This is a genomic window from Microseira sp. BLCC-F43 (genome assembly GCF_041929235.1).
GTDB lineage: Bacteria > Cyanobacteriota > Cyanobacteriia > Cyanobacteriales > Aerosakkonemataceae > Microseira.
Map to the genome: position 1 here is coordinate 20,932 of NZ_JBHFNP010000090.1, position 17,590 is coordinate 38,521.

General features: G+C 42.4%; 14 protein-coding genes and 1 pseudogene. 10 read left to right on the forward strand and 5 right to left on the reverse strand.

All coding sequences use genetic code 11. From position 1 onward, the window contains the following. Window positions 1–138 precede the first annotated feature (138 nt). Window positions 139–693: an alpha/beta hydrolase gene (locus ACE1CM_RS13870; RefSeq protein WP_374878110.1), complete on the reverse strand. Its 555-nt coding sequence runs from the start codon at window positions 691–693 to the stop codon at window positions 139–141. 508 nt (window positions 694–1,201) lie between these two features. Between ACE1CM_RS13870 and ACE1CM_RS13875 the strand changes: the two genes are divergently transcribed. The 5 genes from ACE1CM_RS13875 to nadB are packed head-to-tail and all read left to right on the forward strand — an operon-like array spanning window position 1,202 to window position 5,622. Then, complete coding sequence (locus ACE1CM_RS13875; protein WP_374878111.1) at window positions 1,202–1,669, forward strand: NADAR family protein; 468 nt, start codon at window positions 1,202–1,204, stop codon at window positions 1,667–1,669. Between the two features lie 8 nt (window positions 1,670–1,677). After that, window positions 1,678–2,274 (forward strand): flavodoxin family protein, encoded by a 597-nt coding sequence (locus tag ACE1CM_RS13880; protein ID WP_374878112.1) that lies wholly within the window; start codon window positions 1,678–1,680, stop codon window positions 2,272–2,274. Window positions 2,275–2,329: 55 nt separating this feature from the next. Further along, entirely contained in the window at window positions 2,330–3,142 is an 813-nt protein-coding gene (locus ACE1CM_RS13885; RefSeq protein WP_374878113.1) for a competence/damage-inducible protein A, read from the forward strand. A gap of 47 nt (window positions 3,143–3,189) precedes the next feature. Continuing rightward, on the forward strand, window positions 3,190–3,933 hold the full coding sequence (locus ACE1CM_RS13890) for an isochorismatase family protein (RefSeq protein WP_374878114.1): 744 nt from the start codon (window positions 3,190–3,192) through the stop codon (window positions 3,931–3,933). Window positions 3,934–3,942: 9 nt separating this feature from the next. Beyond that, window positions 3,943–5,622, forward strand: a complete 1,680-nt coding sequence (gene nadB, locus ACE1CM_RS13895) for an L-aspartate oxidase (protein WP_374878115.1) — start codon at window positions 3,943–3,945, stop codon at window positions 5,620–5,622. A 225-nt stretch (window positions 5,623–5,847) separates the two neighbouring features. Here nadB and ACE1CM_RS13900 read toward each other — a convergent pair whose 3' ends face one another. After that, complete coding sequence (locus ACE1CM_RS13900; protein ID WP_374878116.1) at window positions 5,848–6,285, reverse strand: hypothetical protein; 438 nt, start codon at window positions 6,283–6,285, stop codon at window positions 5,848–5,850. Between the two features lie 763 nt (window positions 6,286–7,048). Here ACE1CM_RS13900 and ACE1CM_RS13905 point away from each other — a divergent pair. Continuing rightward, window positions 7,049–7,747: pseudogene (locus ACE1CM_RS13905) on the forward strand (hypothetical protein). Between the two features lie 120 nt (window positions 7,748–7,867). Continuing rightward, window positions 7,868–9,247, forward strand: coding sequence for a guanitoxin biosynthesis MATE family efflux transporter GntT (gntT, locus tag ACE1CM_RS13910; RefSeq protein ID WP_374878117.1), 1,380 nt, complete (start codon window positions 7,868–7,870; stop codon window positions 9,245–9,247). Window positions 9,248–9,408: 161 nt separating this feature from the next. Here the strand turns inward: gntT and solA are convergent, their stop codons facing one another. After that, a complete protein-coding gene (solA, locus tag ACE1CM_RS13915; RefSeq protein ID WP_374878118.1) occupies window positions 9,409–10,548 on the reverse strand; it encodes an N-methyl-L-tryptophan oxidase in 1,140 nt (379 codons plus the stop codon). A gap of 422 nt (window positions 10,549–10,970) precedes the next feature. On the opposite strand from solA, the gene ACE1CM_RS13920 reads away from it, so the two are divergent. Continuing rightward, on the forward strand, window positions 10,971–11,996 hold the full coding sequence (locus tag ACE1CM_RS13920; protein WP_374878119.1) for an L-histidine N(alpha)-methyltransferase: 1,026 nt from the start codon (window positions 10,971–10,973) through the stop codon (window positions 11,994–11,996). Window positions 11,997–12,542: 546 nt separating this feature from the next. On the opposite strand, the gene ACE1CM_RS13925 is transcribed toward ACE1CM_RS13920, so the two are convergent. Together ACE1CM_RS13925 and ACE1CM_RS13930 are read right to left on the reverse strand one after the other, a co-directional pair. Beyond that, window positions 12,543–13,151, reverse strand: coding sequence for a hypothetical protein (locus ACE1CM_RS13925; RefSeq protein ID WP_374878120.1), 609 nt, complete (start codon window positions 13,149–13,151; stop codon window positions 12,543–12,545). 280 nt (window positions 13,152–13,431) lie between these two features. Continuing rightward, window positions 13,432–13,992 carry a hypothetical protein gene (locus tag ACE1CM_RS13930; protein WP_374878121.1) on the reverse strand — a complete coding sequence of 187 codons (561 nt, stop codon included), beginning with the start codon at window positions 13,990–13,992 and terminating at the stop codon, window positions 13,432–13,434. Between the two features lie 166 nt (window positions 13,993–14,158). Between ACE1CM_RS13930 and ACE1CM_RS13935 the strand changes: the two genes are divergently transcribed. Continuing rightward, window positions 14,159–15,814 carry a DUF1565 domain-containing protein gene (locus ACE1CM_RS13935; protein ID WP_374878122.1) on the forward strand — a complete coding sequence of 552 codons (1,656 nt, stop codon included), beginning with the start codon at window positions 14,159–14,161 and terminating at the stop codon, window positions 15,812–15,814. Window positions 15,815–16,604: 790 nt separating this feature from the next. Then, window positions 16,605–16,865, forward strand: coding sequence for a hypothetical protein (locus ACE1CM_RS13940; protein ID WP_374878123.1), 261 nt, complete (start codon window positions 16,605–16,607; stop codon window positions 16,863–16,865). Window positions 16,866–17,590: the final 725 nt, after the last annotated feature.

Consider the following 17,590-nt stretch of genomic DNA (forward strand, 5'->3'; position numbering starts at 1 on the left):
TAAAAGCCCCCCTTGGCAAGGGGGGAAGCTAAAAGCAACCTAAAAGCCCCCCTTGGCAAGGGGGGTTGGGGGGATCGATGCGTAATTACTGAGCAAAAAAAAACCCACCCCTACCAATGCAATAACTAAAATTTAAAATCACAAATTTAAATTTTCCCAGATGTCTTGAATTGCTTGCACGCTATCCCTTAAGCGTTGCAGTTGAAGATAGGCGTCTGCCAACCGCTTGGCGTCAACTTGTACCTCTGGAGATGGATAATTTTCAATTACTTCTATCAGCGATATCTGTCCGTCTCTGGTAGCAGAAAGCACTAAGGCAGAGCGCAATGCTTGTCGGTTGGCTCGATTTGAGCTAGTGCTAACAACTTGACCGATCTGATCGAGTATAAGATCGCCTGCGGGACTGTTTAGCACCCGATCTAATAAGATGGGATTGACATTGACGGGTTGGGTGAGAGTGCGGCGGATATCTTGAGGATTTTGTTGTAAGCGGTTTAAAGAAGTTTCTAGGGAATCAGACACTTTGCCAGTTTCGGCTAAGGTCGATAATTCGCTCACAGAAATCGAGTTTTGTAACAAGCCGTATTTTAGCACAATCCGGTCGGCAGCGCCAGCGTTAGTGCCGTTGAGACAAACAGCCACAGTTGAGGCGAAAAATAAGGCACGACGTAGGGAAGAGAATAGCGATCGCATGATAATTTCACAACTATAATAATTCGGACGCTCGCCCCAGTCATATTGTTGCCTATTGGGACAGCGCTGTGATATTTTGTTATACAGATACCCTTTAGATTCTTCACCTGCCCAAAGACTGAGTACCCACCAAGCAATATGGCTAAACTGGGCGCATTCAAACCAAGTCAGAGTGAAGACAATATAAGCGACTACTAAAGCTTCAATCTCGCGTAATGGTGATAATTGAATAAGTCGCTTGGGGTTGAGTGAAAAGATAGTTTGCCAGGAAGGTATAGTTGTTCTTGCTCAAGTGTTAGATGATAAAAATGCAACCGCAATGATAGAGTTTTCTACAGGAAGAATATGAGGTAAGCTTTCTTGCTTAAGTTTTTGTAAAGTAATATGAATAAGCTCTGCTCCATGTAACAGTCACCGCTGCCAATCCCTCACTACCTGCTCAGGTAGATTTTTATAGTCTCACTACTTGTTTTTTTTCACAAGCAACGTACATTGATTAGAGAAAATCATGACTATTTATTTTTTTAATGCTAACGAAAAACCATACGGTTGTTTCTGCAACTTTTCCTCACACGGTTTTGAAATAGACAGACTCTGGTGGTCTACAGCAGAGCATTATTATCAAGCCCAGAAATTTGCTGGCAGTGGTCATGCCGAAACAATTAGATTGGCAAAAACTCCCGAAGAAGCAGCTAAACTAGGTCACGCTTATTTGTACCGTAGCGACTGGAAACAAATCAAATATGATGTGATGCGCCGCGCGGTACTCTGCAAGTTTAAGACTCATGCAGATATTCGCAAAATTCTGCTAAATACGGGGGAAAGAATCATTATTCAAAAAGATATTGGAGACTACTATTGGGGCTATGGTAAAGATGGCAGTGGGAAGAATTATCTGGGGAAAATTTTAATGGAAGTTAGAGAAAATTTGCGTTGCGAAAGTTATAATGAAATGCTTTCAAGACAATATGAGTAAGGTAATTTATGTCTAAAATAGCGATTGTATATTTTTCAGGGTCTGGTAAGACACACTTGATGGCTTCAGCCATAGCTGAAGGAGCTAGTCAAGTGGTAGGAGTGAAGGTTGAGTTGTTGCGAATTGTGGAAGATCAGATTGTGAATGGAGTGTGGCAAGATGCAGAAATCATAGAAAAGCTTAACCACGCTGATGCAATTGTGTTTGGATCGCCAACTTATATGGGAGGTGTGTCCGGTCAGTTTAAACTATTTATTGATGCTGCTAGTGAAGTCTGGTTGAGGCAAGGATGGAAAGACAAAATTGCTGCTGGTTTTACCCATTCGAGTTGTGCTAGTGGTGACAAACAAAGCACACTACTTTACCTAGCAATTAATGCGGCTCAACATGGTATGATTTGGGTCAACGTTGGAGATTTACCAAGCCATTTTTTGGAAAAAGATGATGGGGTGAATCGTCTGGGGTCGTTTTTAGGAGTGATGGGTCAAGGTACAGGTATCAGTGGAAGCGAAGGCGAACTCAATCTCGCTCCAGGCGATCGACTAACAGCTTTCCGATTTGGACAGCGCATTGCAGAGTCTGCCCAACGTTGGCGAAAAGTTTAAGTACAAGGCGATAAATAAAAATACAGTATTTCAGCCGCATTAAAAGAGAGAAAGTATGGTAACAGTAGAAATATTGGCAATAGGAAACGAACTTTTAATTGGAGACGTACTTGATACTAATACCCACTGGATTATCAAACAGATCGTTGGTCTGGGTGGAAAAATCAACCGTTCTGTAATCCTCGGGGATAATTTAGATGCAATTGCTACAGAAATCCAATCGGCATTGCAAAGAAAAACTGAGGTGATTTTTACCATAGGAGGAATGGGACCAACAGTTGATGACATGACTATTGAAGCTATAGCCAGAGCAATAAATCAACCTTTAAAAGCTGATGCACAAGCAATAGCTTTTGTCAAGGATAAATATCAAGAATTTGCTAAAAAAGGATATGTTGACGATCCAAGAATGACACCAGCCCGAGAAAAAATGGGTCTTTTACCTATGGGTTCAATTCCGATATACAACCCTGTTGGAGCAGCTCCGGCAGTCATATCAAAAGTAAAAGAAAGCACGATCGTTAGCTTACCTGGCGTACCTAGAGAACTTAAAGGAATCTTTGAAGAGTCTTTGCTACCTATTCTTGATGAAAAATTTGGTCAGAAATGTTTTTTGGAGAAAGTTGCAATTGTGGATAGTAAAGATGAATCTATTATTGCTCCAATTTTAAATAATGTGTCTCTAAAAAATCCTAAAGTATATATTAAATCAAGATCTAAAAATTTTGCTATAGATGCAAAAATAAAGGTGACTATTTCTTACTGTGGTAGTTTCAAAGAAGAAGTAGGTAGGGTAATTAATCAAGCAATACAAGACCTTAGAGAAGAGTTAGGTAATGCCGGAATATTACTAGACCAGATAGAATAGGTAACTTACCGCTTTCTCAGTTTTGACTAGATAACCAGGATATCTTGATGCCGAAAACTTTAACTATACTAGATTCGACCTTAGCAGCCATTGAAGCTGCCTTACCCATTGACCCTCAACCTTACACCATAGGAGATCGCCCTACAGGTTTAATTGTTGTCGATGTCGTTAACGGGTTTTGTACCGTTGGTTATGGCTGTGCAGCACCAACTGAACCCAACGAACAAATAGAGACGATGGTTACAGAAAGTAACCGTTTAGCCAAAACGTTTACTAATAGAGGTTTACCAGTATTAGCATTTTTAGATAACCACGAACCAGGCAAACCAGAACCCCCCTATCCCACTCATTGCGAGAAGGGATCTGGAGAAGAAAAGTTAGTTCCTCAACTGGAATGGTTAGAAGATAACCCTCACACCACCTTGATTGAAAAAGACTGTATCAATGGTTTTATCGGTGCGATCGCAAAAGACACAGGAAATAATACCTTACTACAATGGGTCAACCAAAATAAACTAGAAGCCTTAGTAGTAGTAGGAATCTGCACCGATATCTGCGTGATGGATTTCGTTGTCACGATGTTATCCGCCAGAAATCACAACCTTACTCCCACTCTCAAAGATATCGCCGTTTATACTAAAGGTTGCGCTACCTACGACATGAGCCCAGAAATGGTAACTCAATTGGGTCTACCAAAAACAGCTATTCATCCCCAAGATATAGCCCATCATGTCGGTTTATATACGATGGCGGAACGAGGGGCGCTCATTGCTTCTGAAATATTGTTTTAGGTCTTAGTAATGGTATCCCCAAAAATTCTCTCCCAGTTCGACATTCTGGTAGTAGGTAGTGGTGCAGCTGGACTCTATGCCGCTCTATGCTTACCTACTCACTTACAAGTCGGCTTAATTACCAAAGATGCCCTCAAAACTGGGTCGAGTAGCTGGGCGCAAGGAGGGATTGCGGCTGCCATTGACCCCTCAGACACACCAGAGTTACATTTTGAGGATACCATCAAGGCTGGTGCAGGTCTTTGCGAACCAGAGGCAGTAAAGTTTTTAGTCGAGAATGCTCCTGCTGCGATTAAATCGCTCTTAGAAATGGGAGTAGCGTTCGATCGCCTTGGGGAAAAGCTAGCCATGACTCTAGAGGCAGCTCACTCCCGTCCCCGTGTCCTCCATTCTGCCGATACCACAGGGCGAGCGATCGTCGATACTCTGATTGAACAAGTCTTGCAGCGTCCTAATATCCAAGTAATTTCCCCAGCATTTGCTTTGAGTTTGTGGATTAATGACTCAACTGGTCATTGTCAGGGAATTAGTGTACTTTGCCAAGGGCAAATTAGGTGGATCAAAGCATCTGTAGTCATCTTAGCAACTGGTGGTGGCGGTCAAGTATTTTCCCAAACCACTAATCCGGTGGTAAGTACCGGAGACGGAGTCGCACTAGCTTGGCGTGCGGGAGCTATAGTACGGGATTTAGAGTTTTTCCAATTTCATCCCACCGCTTTAACCAAACCGGGGGCACCCCGTTTTCTGATTAGTGAAGCAGTCAGAGGAGAAGGGGCGCATTTAGTAGATTCCCAAGGGCAGCGCTTTGCCTTTAATTATCATTCTGATGGGGAACTAGCACCAAGAGATGTAGTCAGTCGGGCAATTTTTAGTCACTTACAGCAAACAGTACCAGAGCCATATTGTGTCTACTTAGACTTGCACCCCATCCCCACTGAGCAAATTCGCCACCGTTTCCCCAATATCATCCAAGTTTGTCAACAGTGGGGGATTGATGCCTTCAAAGAACCCATTCCAGTCGCTCCTGCTGCTCATTACTGGATGGGAGGAATCGTTACCGATGTACATAGTAAAACTTCAATTGAGGGACTATATGCCATTGGTGAAACAGCGAGTACAGGGGTTCACGGTGCCAATCGTTTAGCTAGCAACTCTCTATTGGAATGCCTAGTTTTTGCTGCTGAACTGTCTCGGTTGGAAATTGAACCTAATTTGACCCCTGAAGAGTCTCCCTCTTTAATTACCGAGCAACGAGACTGGGAAGGAGAAATGGAGTGGATTACCTCAGTGCGGCAAAATTTGCCCCAACTAATGTGGCAAAGTGCCGGAATTTGTCGCTCCCAAGCAGCATTGGACGTTGCAATCGTGCAAATTAGTGCTTGGCGTTGTGAATTAGCAGCAAAAGAAGTAACTCAATACCTGCTCAACCTGACACCTAACCAAACGGTGCAATTAACCTCAGCCAATGCTCAACAGCAACTCCGAACTTGTGCCGAAACCCTCAATTTGCTCGATATTGCCTACTTAATCCTCAAAAGTGCTGCTTGGCGCACCGAAAGCCGAGGTGGACATTACCGCAGCGATTATCCGCAAACCTCACCCAATTGGCAAGTGCATACCTTAGTGCAGGGAGAAACTTGGTCTAAATCACCAATCATTCAACTTGCTCAGATGAGTTCAATTACATAACGCAAGTTGCTAGTTATAAACAAGGGCGTTGCTAATAGCTAATTGCTAATTGCTCATATAGGATTTTTACCAATCTCGCCATTAGCCATTAGCCATTAGCCGCTCCCAGAGAGATAACTAGCAACTTGAGTTATTACTAACCCGAATCAACGCGGCACCGGGGTTTGGATTGAATCAACCTCGACTCAAGTCCCAGTCATATTGTTGCCTATTTAGATAGCGCTGTTATATTTTGTTATAACGATCCGCAAATGATTCTTCACCCCCCGAAAGATTGAGTACCCACCAAGCGATATGGGTAAACTGGGCGCATTCAAACCAAGTCAAAGTGAAGACAATATAAGCGACTACTAAAGCTTCAATGCCGCGTAATCGTGATAATTGAATAAGCCTAAAACAAAATACTAGCAGTGCAGCGTAACACAACATGCCCAAAATGCCTATCGATAAAGTTGTGTCCAAAATCAGATTGTGCGCTTTGTAGGTAGGTATTGACATTGTACGTAGCTGTCCGTTTTTACTTTGGTAATCGAAACTGAAGTCGCCCAAACGCACAACATGTGGCGTCCAATTAGGACTAAGTATATAGGGATAAGCGATGCCAAAACCATCAAATCCCCATCCGAGTAACGGACGCTTTTTTATGCCGCTAATTGATTGCAACCATCATATCATGTCCGGTTAATCACCCATAGTTAGGAATGACTCTGAGGGGGTGACACGGTGACTTGGGAGAGATTTTTATTCAGGGTAATTAGGCGGAATTCATATCACTTATTACCTTTTTTAGGTGTGATACTTAAAGTTAAAACTTTGCTGTAAAAGTTAGATCGTGAGAGAGGTGCAATGGGGCGGGTGGATGACTGCACATAGAAATAATAGAGATATTAAGAGGGTGACAACAATAACTGTGCGATAAGATTTGGCTGGGGCGGTGGCGGGTGAGGTTGGTGAAGTTATCGGTGTCGCAGTTGTCAGCATAATCAGTTAACTCACATCTTGCACCAATGGGGTGGGCGGGCACCGACGCCCACCCCACAAGAGATTAATTTTGCTTGTGGGATGGGCATCTTGCCCGTCCGCCCACCCCACAAGAGATTAATTTTGCTTGTGGGATGGGCATCTTGCCCGTCCCACTTGTTAATGGTGCAAGATCTGAGTTAATATACTCTACTCAAGCGCTGTCTGACTAACGCAAGAGAAGAAACACTTACTCCCAGTTTTATCAAAGGCAGCCTGACTAAGCCTGTCCATTGGCCTTGCCTTGCCTCATTTGTAATACCACAACCCAGTTGCGGTGAGCTTTTACGGAATTGCTTGATTTTTATATAACAATAGAATATGATGCCAGTGTAAAGTTTGAATTGACCCAGAGTCGCTACGTCAAATGACAGGTTCGTTGTATTCTTTGGAAACTGATTCTTCGATGATTTCCATTTATGAAAAATCAAGCAATAATATTTGGAAAAACTTACTGAATAGACAATTAAAAGCTATACAAGGTTACGCTTGTCAAGAGTTCTTAGATGGAGTGCAAACACTGAGTTCTCTCATGGAAACAATACCTGACATAGATAAGCTTTCTGCCAGAATAGACAAACTTACTGGTTGGAAATTATATCCAGTAGGTGGATTAATTGAAGCTGAAGAATATTTTAACCTCTTAGCTAACAAGCACTTTCCTGTGGCAACTGTGATTCGTGGTGCTGATAACTTAGACTAATCTCCCATACCAGATTATTGGCACGACATTTTCGGTCATATTCCTTTGATACTTAACCGAATTAATCGAGATTTTGTTGAGTTCATTTCACGTGAAATTGTCAGGGCTAAGGAAACGGATAAAGAAAAGCTATACACTATTTATTGGTACGTAATAGAAGCGGGAGTTTGCCGTGAGAATGGTGAGCTTAAGGTTTTTGGTGCCAGTCAATTATCAAGTTATGGAGAAATTGCCTACGTCTTTAGCGACCAACCTCAGATTATTAACTTTGATTTGCTCAAGATCTGCGATACATCAGTTAATATTCACGAGATGCAATCAACGATTTATGAAATTCCTTCCCTTGATTACCTGAAGGAAATCAAACCTCAGATTAAGAGGATGCTTGAACATTTGAAGTAAATAAAAAATCATGTAAGCTGTCGAATGGTGATGCGTATCATGAGAATATAATCGCGATACGTATCATGACAATATAAATGAAAACGGCCAAGGTTTCGGGGCTAAAAAGTGAGGTAAAATTTGCAGACATACAACTATATTATTCGTTTTTTACGACTAGCCATCGCTAACACTCTATCCAATATAATGATACCTCTAGCAGGTTTAATTAGTCTTACCTTTGTCGGCCATTTGAGTAATGCCAGCTACTTATCTGGGATTATCATGGGCGCAATTTTATTTGACTTTATCTACCAGAGTTTGATATTTGTACGCATGGCTACTACTGGACTAACTGCTCAAGCAGTAGGAAGTAATAATCAAGAGGAAGTGCTGTTGATAGGGTTTCGTAATAGCATAGTGGCTCTGGGATTAGGTATCATCATCCTGGTGTTACAGCATCCTTTACAGCAGTTAGGATTTGCTATTTTAAGTGGTACACCAGAAGTCGAATTGGCTGGAATTGATTATTTTAATGCTCGTATTTGGGGAGCACCCGCAGTATTACTCAACTTTGCGATCTTGGGTTGGCTTCTGGGACGGGAAGAAGGGGGTAAAGTCTTGCTGTTGTCACTGGTAGGAAATAGTGCAAATATCGCCTTAAGTTATCTATTTGTTGTTCAGTGGAATTGGGCGAGTATGGGAGCAGGCTTTTCCGAAACTTTGAGCCAATATCTAATGTTGTTACTAGGGTTAATTTTAATAGCTGTACAGATTTCACGGACAGACATCCAAACAGATATCAGATCGATTTTGGAACAAAGTTTCCGATTATCAAATTATAAATCAATCCTGGCTTTAAACACCAACATTTTAGTCAAAACTCTGACAATCATCTTGGCGTTCCTCTTGTTTAATTACTTAAGTTCCGAGATGGGCACAATTCCCTTCACTCAAAATGGCTTGATGTTAAATATCGCAATCTTAACCTTCTTCCTTTTGGAAGGAGTGGAAATGGCGACAGAAAGCCTGACAGGAAATGCACAAGGAAAAGGAGAGCAAAAAACTTTCGTTTTTTTGCTGGGGATGTCAGGGGGAACAAACCTTGTGATTGGACTGACTTTTGCCTTAGCTTGTGTTGTTTTCCCCCAAAGGATATTTGGGTTGTTAACTAATCATGGGGAATTCATCGAAGGAATTTACATTTATACTCGTTGGTTAATTCTTGTCCTTGGATTCGCATCCCTTTCTTTTACACTAGAAGGCTTTTTCCTGGGTTTAGCAGAAGGACGTATTCTTCGTAACGCCTCTTTAGCTTGTTTTGGATTAGGATTTACCCCTGTGGCTTTTGCAGCTTGGTATTTTCACAGCAATCATCTACTTTGGTTATCGCTATCGATGTTTATGTTAGTCAGAATGCTATCACTGGGAACACAGTTATTATTCAGATACATCGAGGTTGACCTTCAGGATTGGGTGTGGAAAAAATTTATTACTCAATTGGAAAACAAGGAAGAATAATGCACTCTACACAAGAATCAATGTTGAGTGATATAGTTTCCTCTTGCATCGGAATTACTGCGCGTAGGGGCAATTAGCAATTAGCAATTAGCAAGAAAGACCAATCATTCCGATGTAACCGGATTTGATATGAGATTTATGTTTGGTCTTTGGCAACACTTTTAACCAAAACGAAATGCACTAAAGAGGCTAATATCATGTTCGGTTTTATCTTCTAGGGTTAGATCGCACAAAATTTTACCAACAACGTTACCAAATTTGAATCCATGTCCAGAAAAACCTGCAGCAAAGACAATCTGAGGATATTCTGGATGTCGATCAATGATAAAGTGTCGGTCTGGAGTCATGGTATACAAGCAAACCCGTGAAGATTTGGGTACAATATCCAAATCAGGAAGATATTGGGAGTTAAAGTCGCGTAGAAGCTGCACTATATGTTGGTCAGGAGTATAGTTAACCTCAGACACATGATTCACTGGCTGTCCTTCATTAAAATTTACTTTAACTCCAACATCATGATTATAGGGAAATCCATAAATGATATCTCCGAAGAATTCATGTAGGAAACCGATGAAAATAGGAAAATTTCCTACTTCATATGCAGAAATACGATCTGGCTCAAAGCAACTATATTGAGCACGCATGGTCACTAAAGGTAAATTTATGCCTAGTGGTGACAAAACTGATTGTGCCCAAGAGCCTGCTGTTATGATTAATTTATTTGCTATGTAACTATCTGTTTGAGTGGTTATTTCCACATCATAGGCATTTACGGTAACTCTAACAACAGGTGTATCTTCTTTGACAATAGCGCCATGTTGTTTGGCTAAGTGTATATGGGCGAGAACACACTTGGAAGCAGCTAAAAAGCCTATCTCTTGTTGATAGTATACCAACATGTCCTGACTGAGGCAAAACTGCGGGTAGCGATCGCACAATTCTTGGGCACTTAAGAATTCATAGGGAATATTTGCACTTTGAGTACATTTAATATACTCTGGCAAAATTTTATTTTCCGGTAATCCAAAAAAAAATCCCCCTGTTTTGGTGTATAGGGTTTCCCCAGCTTCAGCTTCGAGGGCTAACCAACCCGGATAAGCAGCCTTTGCTAACTCTATGTAAGTAGGATGATTATAAATATAACGGATGATCCGAGAAGAACCATAAGAACTACCCTTTTGATGATTAATAGCAAACTGTTCCAGCAGTAAAACCCTTTGTCCGGCTTTACTTAAATGATAAGCCGCAGCGCTACCCATAGCACCTGCACCGATGATAATTGCATCAAATATTTGTGGCATATATTTCTAGTGTTTTAAACTATAAAAACTCAACTTGCTAGTTAATCGAAAAGATCCGACCAGTGTGGGTAAGACAAATACAAGCTCCGTTGCCAAGGCGATCCGCCCGCGCTGGTCGGATCGCTCCTACCCTCCAACGCTATCTTTGAAGCTATTTTATTATATAAACCCATCCTCTAGTCAACAGAGCGGAAATTTTTGTCAATCGCCTCTCCCTAGCTACCTGTCTGGTAAAAAACTAAGTAATTTAAGTAGCTAAAACGACAAAAATATTTAAAAAATACTTAGATAAACCCTGGTGACAGTCTCGGTAGTTTGATCCAAGTTAAGGGCTCGCACTACGCGGGTAAATTAGGTTGGCGATCGCTTGCGATAACTAGCAACTTGAGTTATAATAAATATATTGCAGGAAAAAAGACAAAATGCTTAATCAGTCGCCACAAAAGAATTTTAATTCTTCATTTGCCCAGGATATAGTGAGTTTATTAGTAGGAAGTAAAGGTGGACATTTAGATCCTTACCTATACTCAGATCCAATGTATACTGGCGATCCAGTGAAAGGAGCAATTCTGTTAGCAGAATTTAAAAACTCACCCAACTACTATTTATATAAAGGTGAAACCTATTTATTAACGAAATTTGGGCAAAGAATTGCTAATGTATTGGGAAAACAGGTGACATTAATTGATTATGGTCCTGGTCCTTCCGAGTCATTTATGCGGAAAACTTTACCATTGTTACAAACTTTAATAGATCCACAGGGATATATAGCGATTGATTTATGTATGAGTTATGCAGAGTCAGCCGTAGAAAACTGCCGTAAACATTTTCCAAATTTACCAGCAAACTATCTAATTAAAGATTTTTACGCTCGAGAAGTTGATTACGGAAAATATGACAATCCAGTTATCTATTTCTTAGGTAATAGTATATCTAATTTACACCATAAATCTTCGGGCGAAGACTCCACTTTAGGCGCAAATGCAATGGAGCAAAATGCTTTGACGATTGAACGATTGGGGATAATTAACCAACAATTGGGAAAAGGTGGATTTTTGGTAATTAGTCAGGATGCAAATCAAAATGAAGCCTCAATGATGAAGGCATATGCTAGTAAGAATGGTACAGATTTTGTCCTAAATGTTCTCCACCGCATCAAAAGAGATTTAGAGTTAATTGATTTTGAGGCTAATGCTTTCGATCCATTAATACAATGGGATGATAATACTTATTGTTTATCAATCTATGCTGTTAGCCAAAAACGTCAGACAATTCGGATAGCTGAAAAGGATTATGTCATTGAAGCTAACCAAAAGTTGCATATTTCTAATTCGCACAAATATCCCGTATCTTTCTTTCAGCAAATGGCGAAAGCCGCTGGTTTTACGCCAATTGAGTTTTTCTTAGATCAACAAGATAATATGGCTATTCATGTACTAATTAGTTAACTGATATCTTGCACCAGTAGAAATGCTCGCCTTGTGGTTGATACCAATTGATGAGAGAAAAGGGCGTGAAATGATGGAAATCCCGATTTAGCCTTTAGGACGGGCTGGTAGTGAGGAGCATATCACAGCATTAGTCCAGGTGACCAGACCTACTCAAATTGATGAGATTGCACGGACGATTAATATCATGTCCGGTTGAATACCCATAGTTAGGACTGACGCCCAGACGCCGGGAGGCACCGGACGCGGAGAATTTTAATTAAGGGTGATTTGCCGGACATCATATAATTCTTTAACTAACAGTTTGCTTGACTTATATTATGACGGTGAAAGTGAGATTATCCCAGAGAAGCGCGAGCGATCGGCTGATAAATCTCCTCGTCTTGGTCTTGGCATTGAAGCTAGTTAAACCCAAATTTGCTTCGCGTCTAATAATCGCGAATAAATTCCCTCTTTGTCCAAAGTCCAATTTCCTTGTTGCGTCGGTGAATTTTTAGCCAAAAAATTTTGGATTGTAGTCAAGAGAAGATCTGACAAAACCTTTGTTCACGGTTGAGTGAGATAAAAATCAATAGGAAGTGTAGATACCTCACCTATCCAGATATCTTCCATTTTGATTGGGTCACTTGCTGACGGGGTGGAAGTTGGTTTTTTCCACATGGGTTTGAAATAGACTGTTTCACCCGCAAAACCCGTCTGTTCCCATACAGGATAGGGGTTTTCATAAGTTAATTGAACCCAGTAAGCTCCTGTTTTAAAATTACTAAACCACCAATAAGTACCATCCTTCCTCATAAATTCAAAATTGAGTTTATTCTCAAACCAATAAAAATATCCTTGCAGCAAAAATAGTTCACTTTCTCCTGGCATCAATAATTTGAAATCAGAAGATTCAGGAGTGTTGGTTACATTGGCATTTGGTCCGGAACGTGGGATTTTTTTTCTATTTATTTCAAGCAAGTCTGGAAGTAACGAGAAAAGTAAAAACCGCCGAGGATTAGCTGTATTATTAGTAATCCGAATGCGAAACTGAACTTGAGTTTTAGCAGCAGGGCGATTAGGTGGAATTTGCACTATTCGCTCTGGCATCACTGTTTTAAACTCAATTCCATCCACTTCAACGGCGTTGCTTTCATTCGATTCTCCTGATGTCATATTGGCAACCCTCTCAGGAATTACATTCTGAGCGTCTGTGGGTAAACTAACTAGGATTAAATAGAAAGAAGCATAAAACAACAGCAATAAGATTATACTATGGTTCTGCGTGACAGTAAACGCATTATTCGACTGATTGGTTAGGCTGAATAGCAGCGTAACTTATACAAAAAATCAGGAATATTTCCGGGCTTTTATTTCTTCATAAATCCTTGGCATGATTGGGGTTTAAAAAGACAGAATTATTGTGGAAAACTAGATTGGCGCACTCACGCCTACTTCATTTAATCCTGCTTACTATACTGAACTCAACACAAGGCATTAATACTGTTCCAGTCCAGATATTTTCTATTAACTTATTTTTTCTAGCCTCACGGTCATACACTCTAAATCCGGGTGTATTATTTGTATACTCAAACCGAAGCTTATAAGTTCCTGGGTAAAGCTCTCCAAAGCTCCAATAGCCACCATTTCCGGCTGGAATGGTGAATCGGAGGTCACCCAGGCATTGATTGAGTGATGCACAGGGTAACAGGGTAACGGCTTCCCCAGACTGAACTAGAGGAAAATCACATTCGTGAGGTTTTTCCAACCAATCTGAAAAGCAGCCTCCCAGACGTTGAATTTGACCGCTCGGCATCATCAGTTCTGGGGTAGCTTGATGGAAGCTAAAACGAAGAGCGGTTGGGGTGTTGTTGGTAATACGAATTCCTAACTCTATAAATATAAGAACATCTTGCTCGAAAGTCGGAATAGTCAACACCCTTTCTGGCATTAAGGTTTCAAATCGGATGCCATCCACTTCAACAGCATTACTGTCATTTGGTGAATCAGATGTCATATTAACTCTTGAAGTCGAGGGAGCGTAGGCAAACATTCCCACCCCACCTATAACCTTACCACCCAGAAATGGTATAACTTTCTCACCACAGTCAGCGTGGAACTCGGCAGGTTAATTGTTTGTCAAATTTAATTCACAACCATTGCAAGCTTCCCCAAACTCCGTTATGCACCATTTTTCCAGGCTAGAGAAGACCTCACTATTGCGCGGGGTAACATCCCCCCTAGTCGCAGTATTGTTAATTTTGACTGCTGGGAGTGCAGTTGCACCCCCCACTAACGCCAATTCCAATTCAACGCGCCTCGAAACGGCTCAAGTTCCCGTAGGTGCGAATATTATTTACGTCAACCCCCAAACTGGTAACGACAGTGCGGGTACTGGTAGCGAAACTGCGCCTTATCGCACGATTAGCTATGCGATCGAGAAAGCGCAAGCAAATACGATTATTCAGCTACAACCAGGCTCTTATACGCCGGATACGGGCGAAGTTTTTCCCCTGACGCTCAAAAGCGGCGTTACTCTGCGCGGCGATGAATCTTCCAAAGGTCAAACGGTGGTAATTATTGGTGGCGGACAGTTTCTCAGTCCGACTTTTTCCCGCCAAAACGTGACGATACTCGCTCAAAACAATTCCCAGATTGCAGGCGTGACCATCACTAACCCGAATAAACGCGGCACCGGAGTTTGGGTTGAATCTACCAATCCGGTTATCCGCAACAATATCTTTATTTCCAATAAGCGGGATGGGATATTTGTTACGGGAACCGCTGACCCCAAAATTGAAAATAACATCTTCCGCGAAAACGACGCCAACGGTATTTCTGTGGCGAAGTCTGCCAAGGGCGAAATTCGCGGGAATTTGTTTGTAAATACGGGTTTTGGGATTGCTATCGGCGGTAATTCCACGCCTTTAGTCGTAGAAAACCGCATTCTGCAAAATACCGATGGAATTTATATTAACGATTCCGCTCGTCCGGTTTTGCGCGGCAATTTAATTGAGAACAACGCGCGGGATGGCGTCATCGCAACGATTAATTCTCAACCCGATCTCGGAACTGCTGATAACCCCGGTAATAACTTGATTCGCGGTAACGGTAAAGCTGACTTGAATAATTCCACCGCGAGCAATACGATTTCTGCCCTGGGTAACGATATCAACCGCAGTCGTATTACTGGGCGGGTGGAGTTTGTTGCAGCACAAGTTAACCCGCCTGGTGGGGGTTCGGGGACTTTTGCCGATATCGAAGGTCATTGGGCGAAACCTTATATTGAAGCACTTGCTGCTAAAGGGATCTTAAGCGGGTTTTCTGATGGTACGTTTCGCCCCCGCGAACCTGTCAACCGCGCTCAGTTTGCCGTTATTATCAATAAGGCTTTTTCTCCCCCTCCGGTGCGCCCTGGGGTGAATTTTGCCGATGTGAGCAACAATTTCTGGGCGTTTCAAGATATTCAAGTCGCTTACCGGGGTGGTTTTCTGTCTGGGGTAGATAGTCGCACGTTTCGCCCCGCCCAGGAAATTACCAGGGTGCAAGCACTCGTTTCCCTCGCCAGTGGGTTAAAACTGCCCCCTGGGGATACCAGCATTGTTTCGCTTTACAAGGATGCAGCTCAAATTCCTAGTTATGCAATCGCTCCCATCGCCGCCGCCACCAAGCAGCAGCTGGTGGTAAACTTTCCCCAACAAACTTTCTTAAATCCCAACCAAATCGCTACCCGCGCCGATGTCGCCGCGTTTGTCTACCAGGCACTCGTTAACAAAGGTAGCGCCCAAGCTATTCCCTCGCCTTATGTGGTAAGGGTTTCTCAAACCAATCAACCTTAAGGTATCAGGACTTACACGCGACGATCCTAGAAACCCGGTCAGGACTTATATCATGTCCGGTTCTTCTCCCATAGTTAGGAATGACGCGGTGACACCGTGACACGGTGACGGGTCGAGATTTTTATTCAGGGTAATTAGGCGGACATCATAAGCTGCTACGCACCTAATTTGAGAGTCAAATTTTCTCTTCTTCTTGTGGGGTGGGCATCTTGCCCGCCTCTTTATTGGATTTAAATGCGTAGCAGCTTATTACGCAAAAAAACAAAGGGCGATCTGAAAAATCTTGGGTTGACAGTCGCCAGATTGACGCATCACCTTTGTTTTTCACCCCTTGTGCGTAAGTCCTGCGGGTTTCTTGGCGTCAGTCCTACCTCTGTTGCGCCGCTTGCTCTTCCTCCGGGTAGAGGCAGCACGCTCTAGACGTTGAATATCCTAAACTAAAACGCCAGTCTGCTTATATTTGCAGCGCTGGCGCTTTAGGAGTGACTTTATCAAGGTGTCACATTTTTATTAAGGTTAGGGTCTTTATTAAAGCGGACCCCATTTGAGCAGCCCGTAAATGAGCGTCTTATAGTCAGGGTCTTTATATTGGCTGACCCCGTTTGACATAACTATATTCACATCTATATTGGGAAAACTTAAATTTCATAATATTTTCTTTAGAATTGTCCTCCTTTGTGTCCGATTGTTAAATAGTGTAAATTTTAGATGAATTTTACGCTGGATAAAACAATTTTGGCAAAAAGTGTGATAGAGGGGAGACAATCCTGGAGCCGCCATTGCAACCGCCATGATAGCCTATAACTTCAGAATCAAGCCAAGGAGTGTCAATTTCGGGAAAATAAACCGGACTTACGCCAGGGCGTTGCCAGAAACTAAGGGCGATCCGAAAAATCCTTGGCAGAGGAAAGCACAGATCAACTCTTCACCTTTGTTTCTTGGCGTCAGTCCCGATAAACTGTTCCAGATTGAACAGCACTTACCCACGACGATCCTAGAAACCAGGTTTCCAGCTGGGATCTGGAGTTCTCAAACCAACGATTTTTCATAGACAGGACTGACGCCAAGAAACTAAGGGCGATCCGAAAAATCCTTGGGAAAGGGAACCAGAGATATGCATACCCTAGCTGGGGCGAACGACTCTGAAAACGGGTTTCTGGCAACGCCTTTGGATAATTTATGGTAGAAACAAAGGTAATTTGCCTAATTCCTGTTTAAATCAGTAAGATGCGCTCAAATCCATCGGGACTTACCCAAAGAAACTAAGGGCGATCCGAAAAATCCTTGGTTTGGAAACCAGAGATCAACTCTTCACCTTTGTTTCTGGCAACGCCCTTGCGTAAGTCCTATTCATCTCACCTGCTCACCTGCTCACCTGCTCCCCGGCGCCAACGCTATCGCCCGGTTTTGAGGGCCATCTGACGGTCAAAACGGTACAATCAGACTCAGCCAACCACCAATGACGCACCCCTGGAAACCAGAGTGCATAGTCACCTGGTTGAGATAGGAAAACTTCTCGATCGGAAAATTGCAGGCGGAAGCACCCGCTAATCAAGATAGAAACTGTGGTAGCAGAAGCATTCACCGCCCACTGGGATCTGCCTTCCCCAGCTTTATGGGTCGCCCATTTTACTTGTGAACTACCTACGCTCCCCTATCGGGTGAACGTAGGCTTCCCAATTCACGGGGAGTTGCCTCATCAGTAGTGGACTTACGTCCAAACCGCTTTGGTCTTACACTCCCTCCAAGGGCAGAAGCGCTGGTTCCCAACGCCAA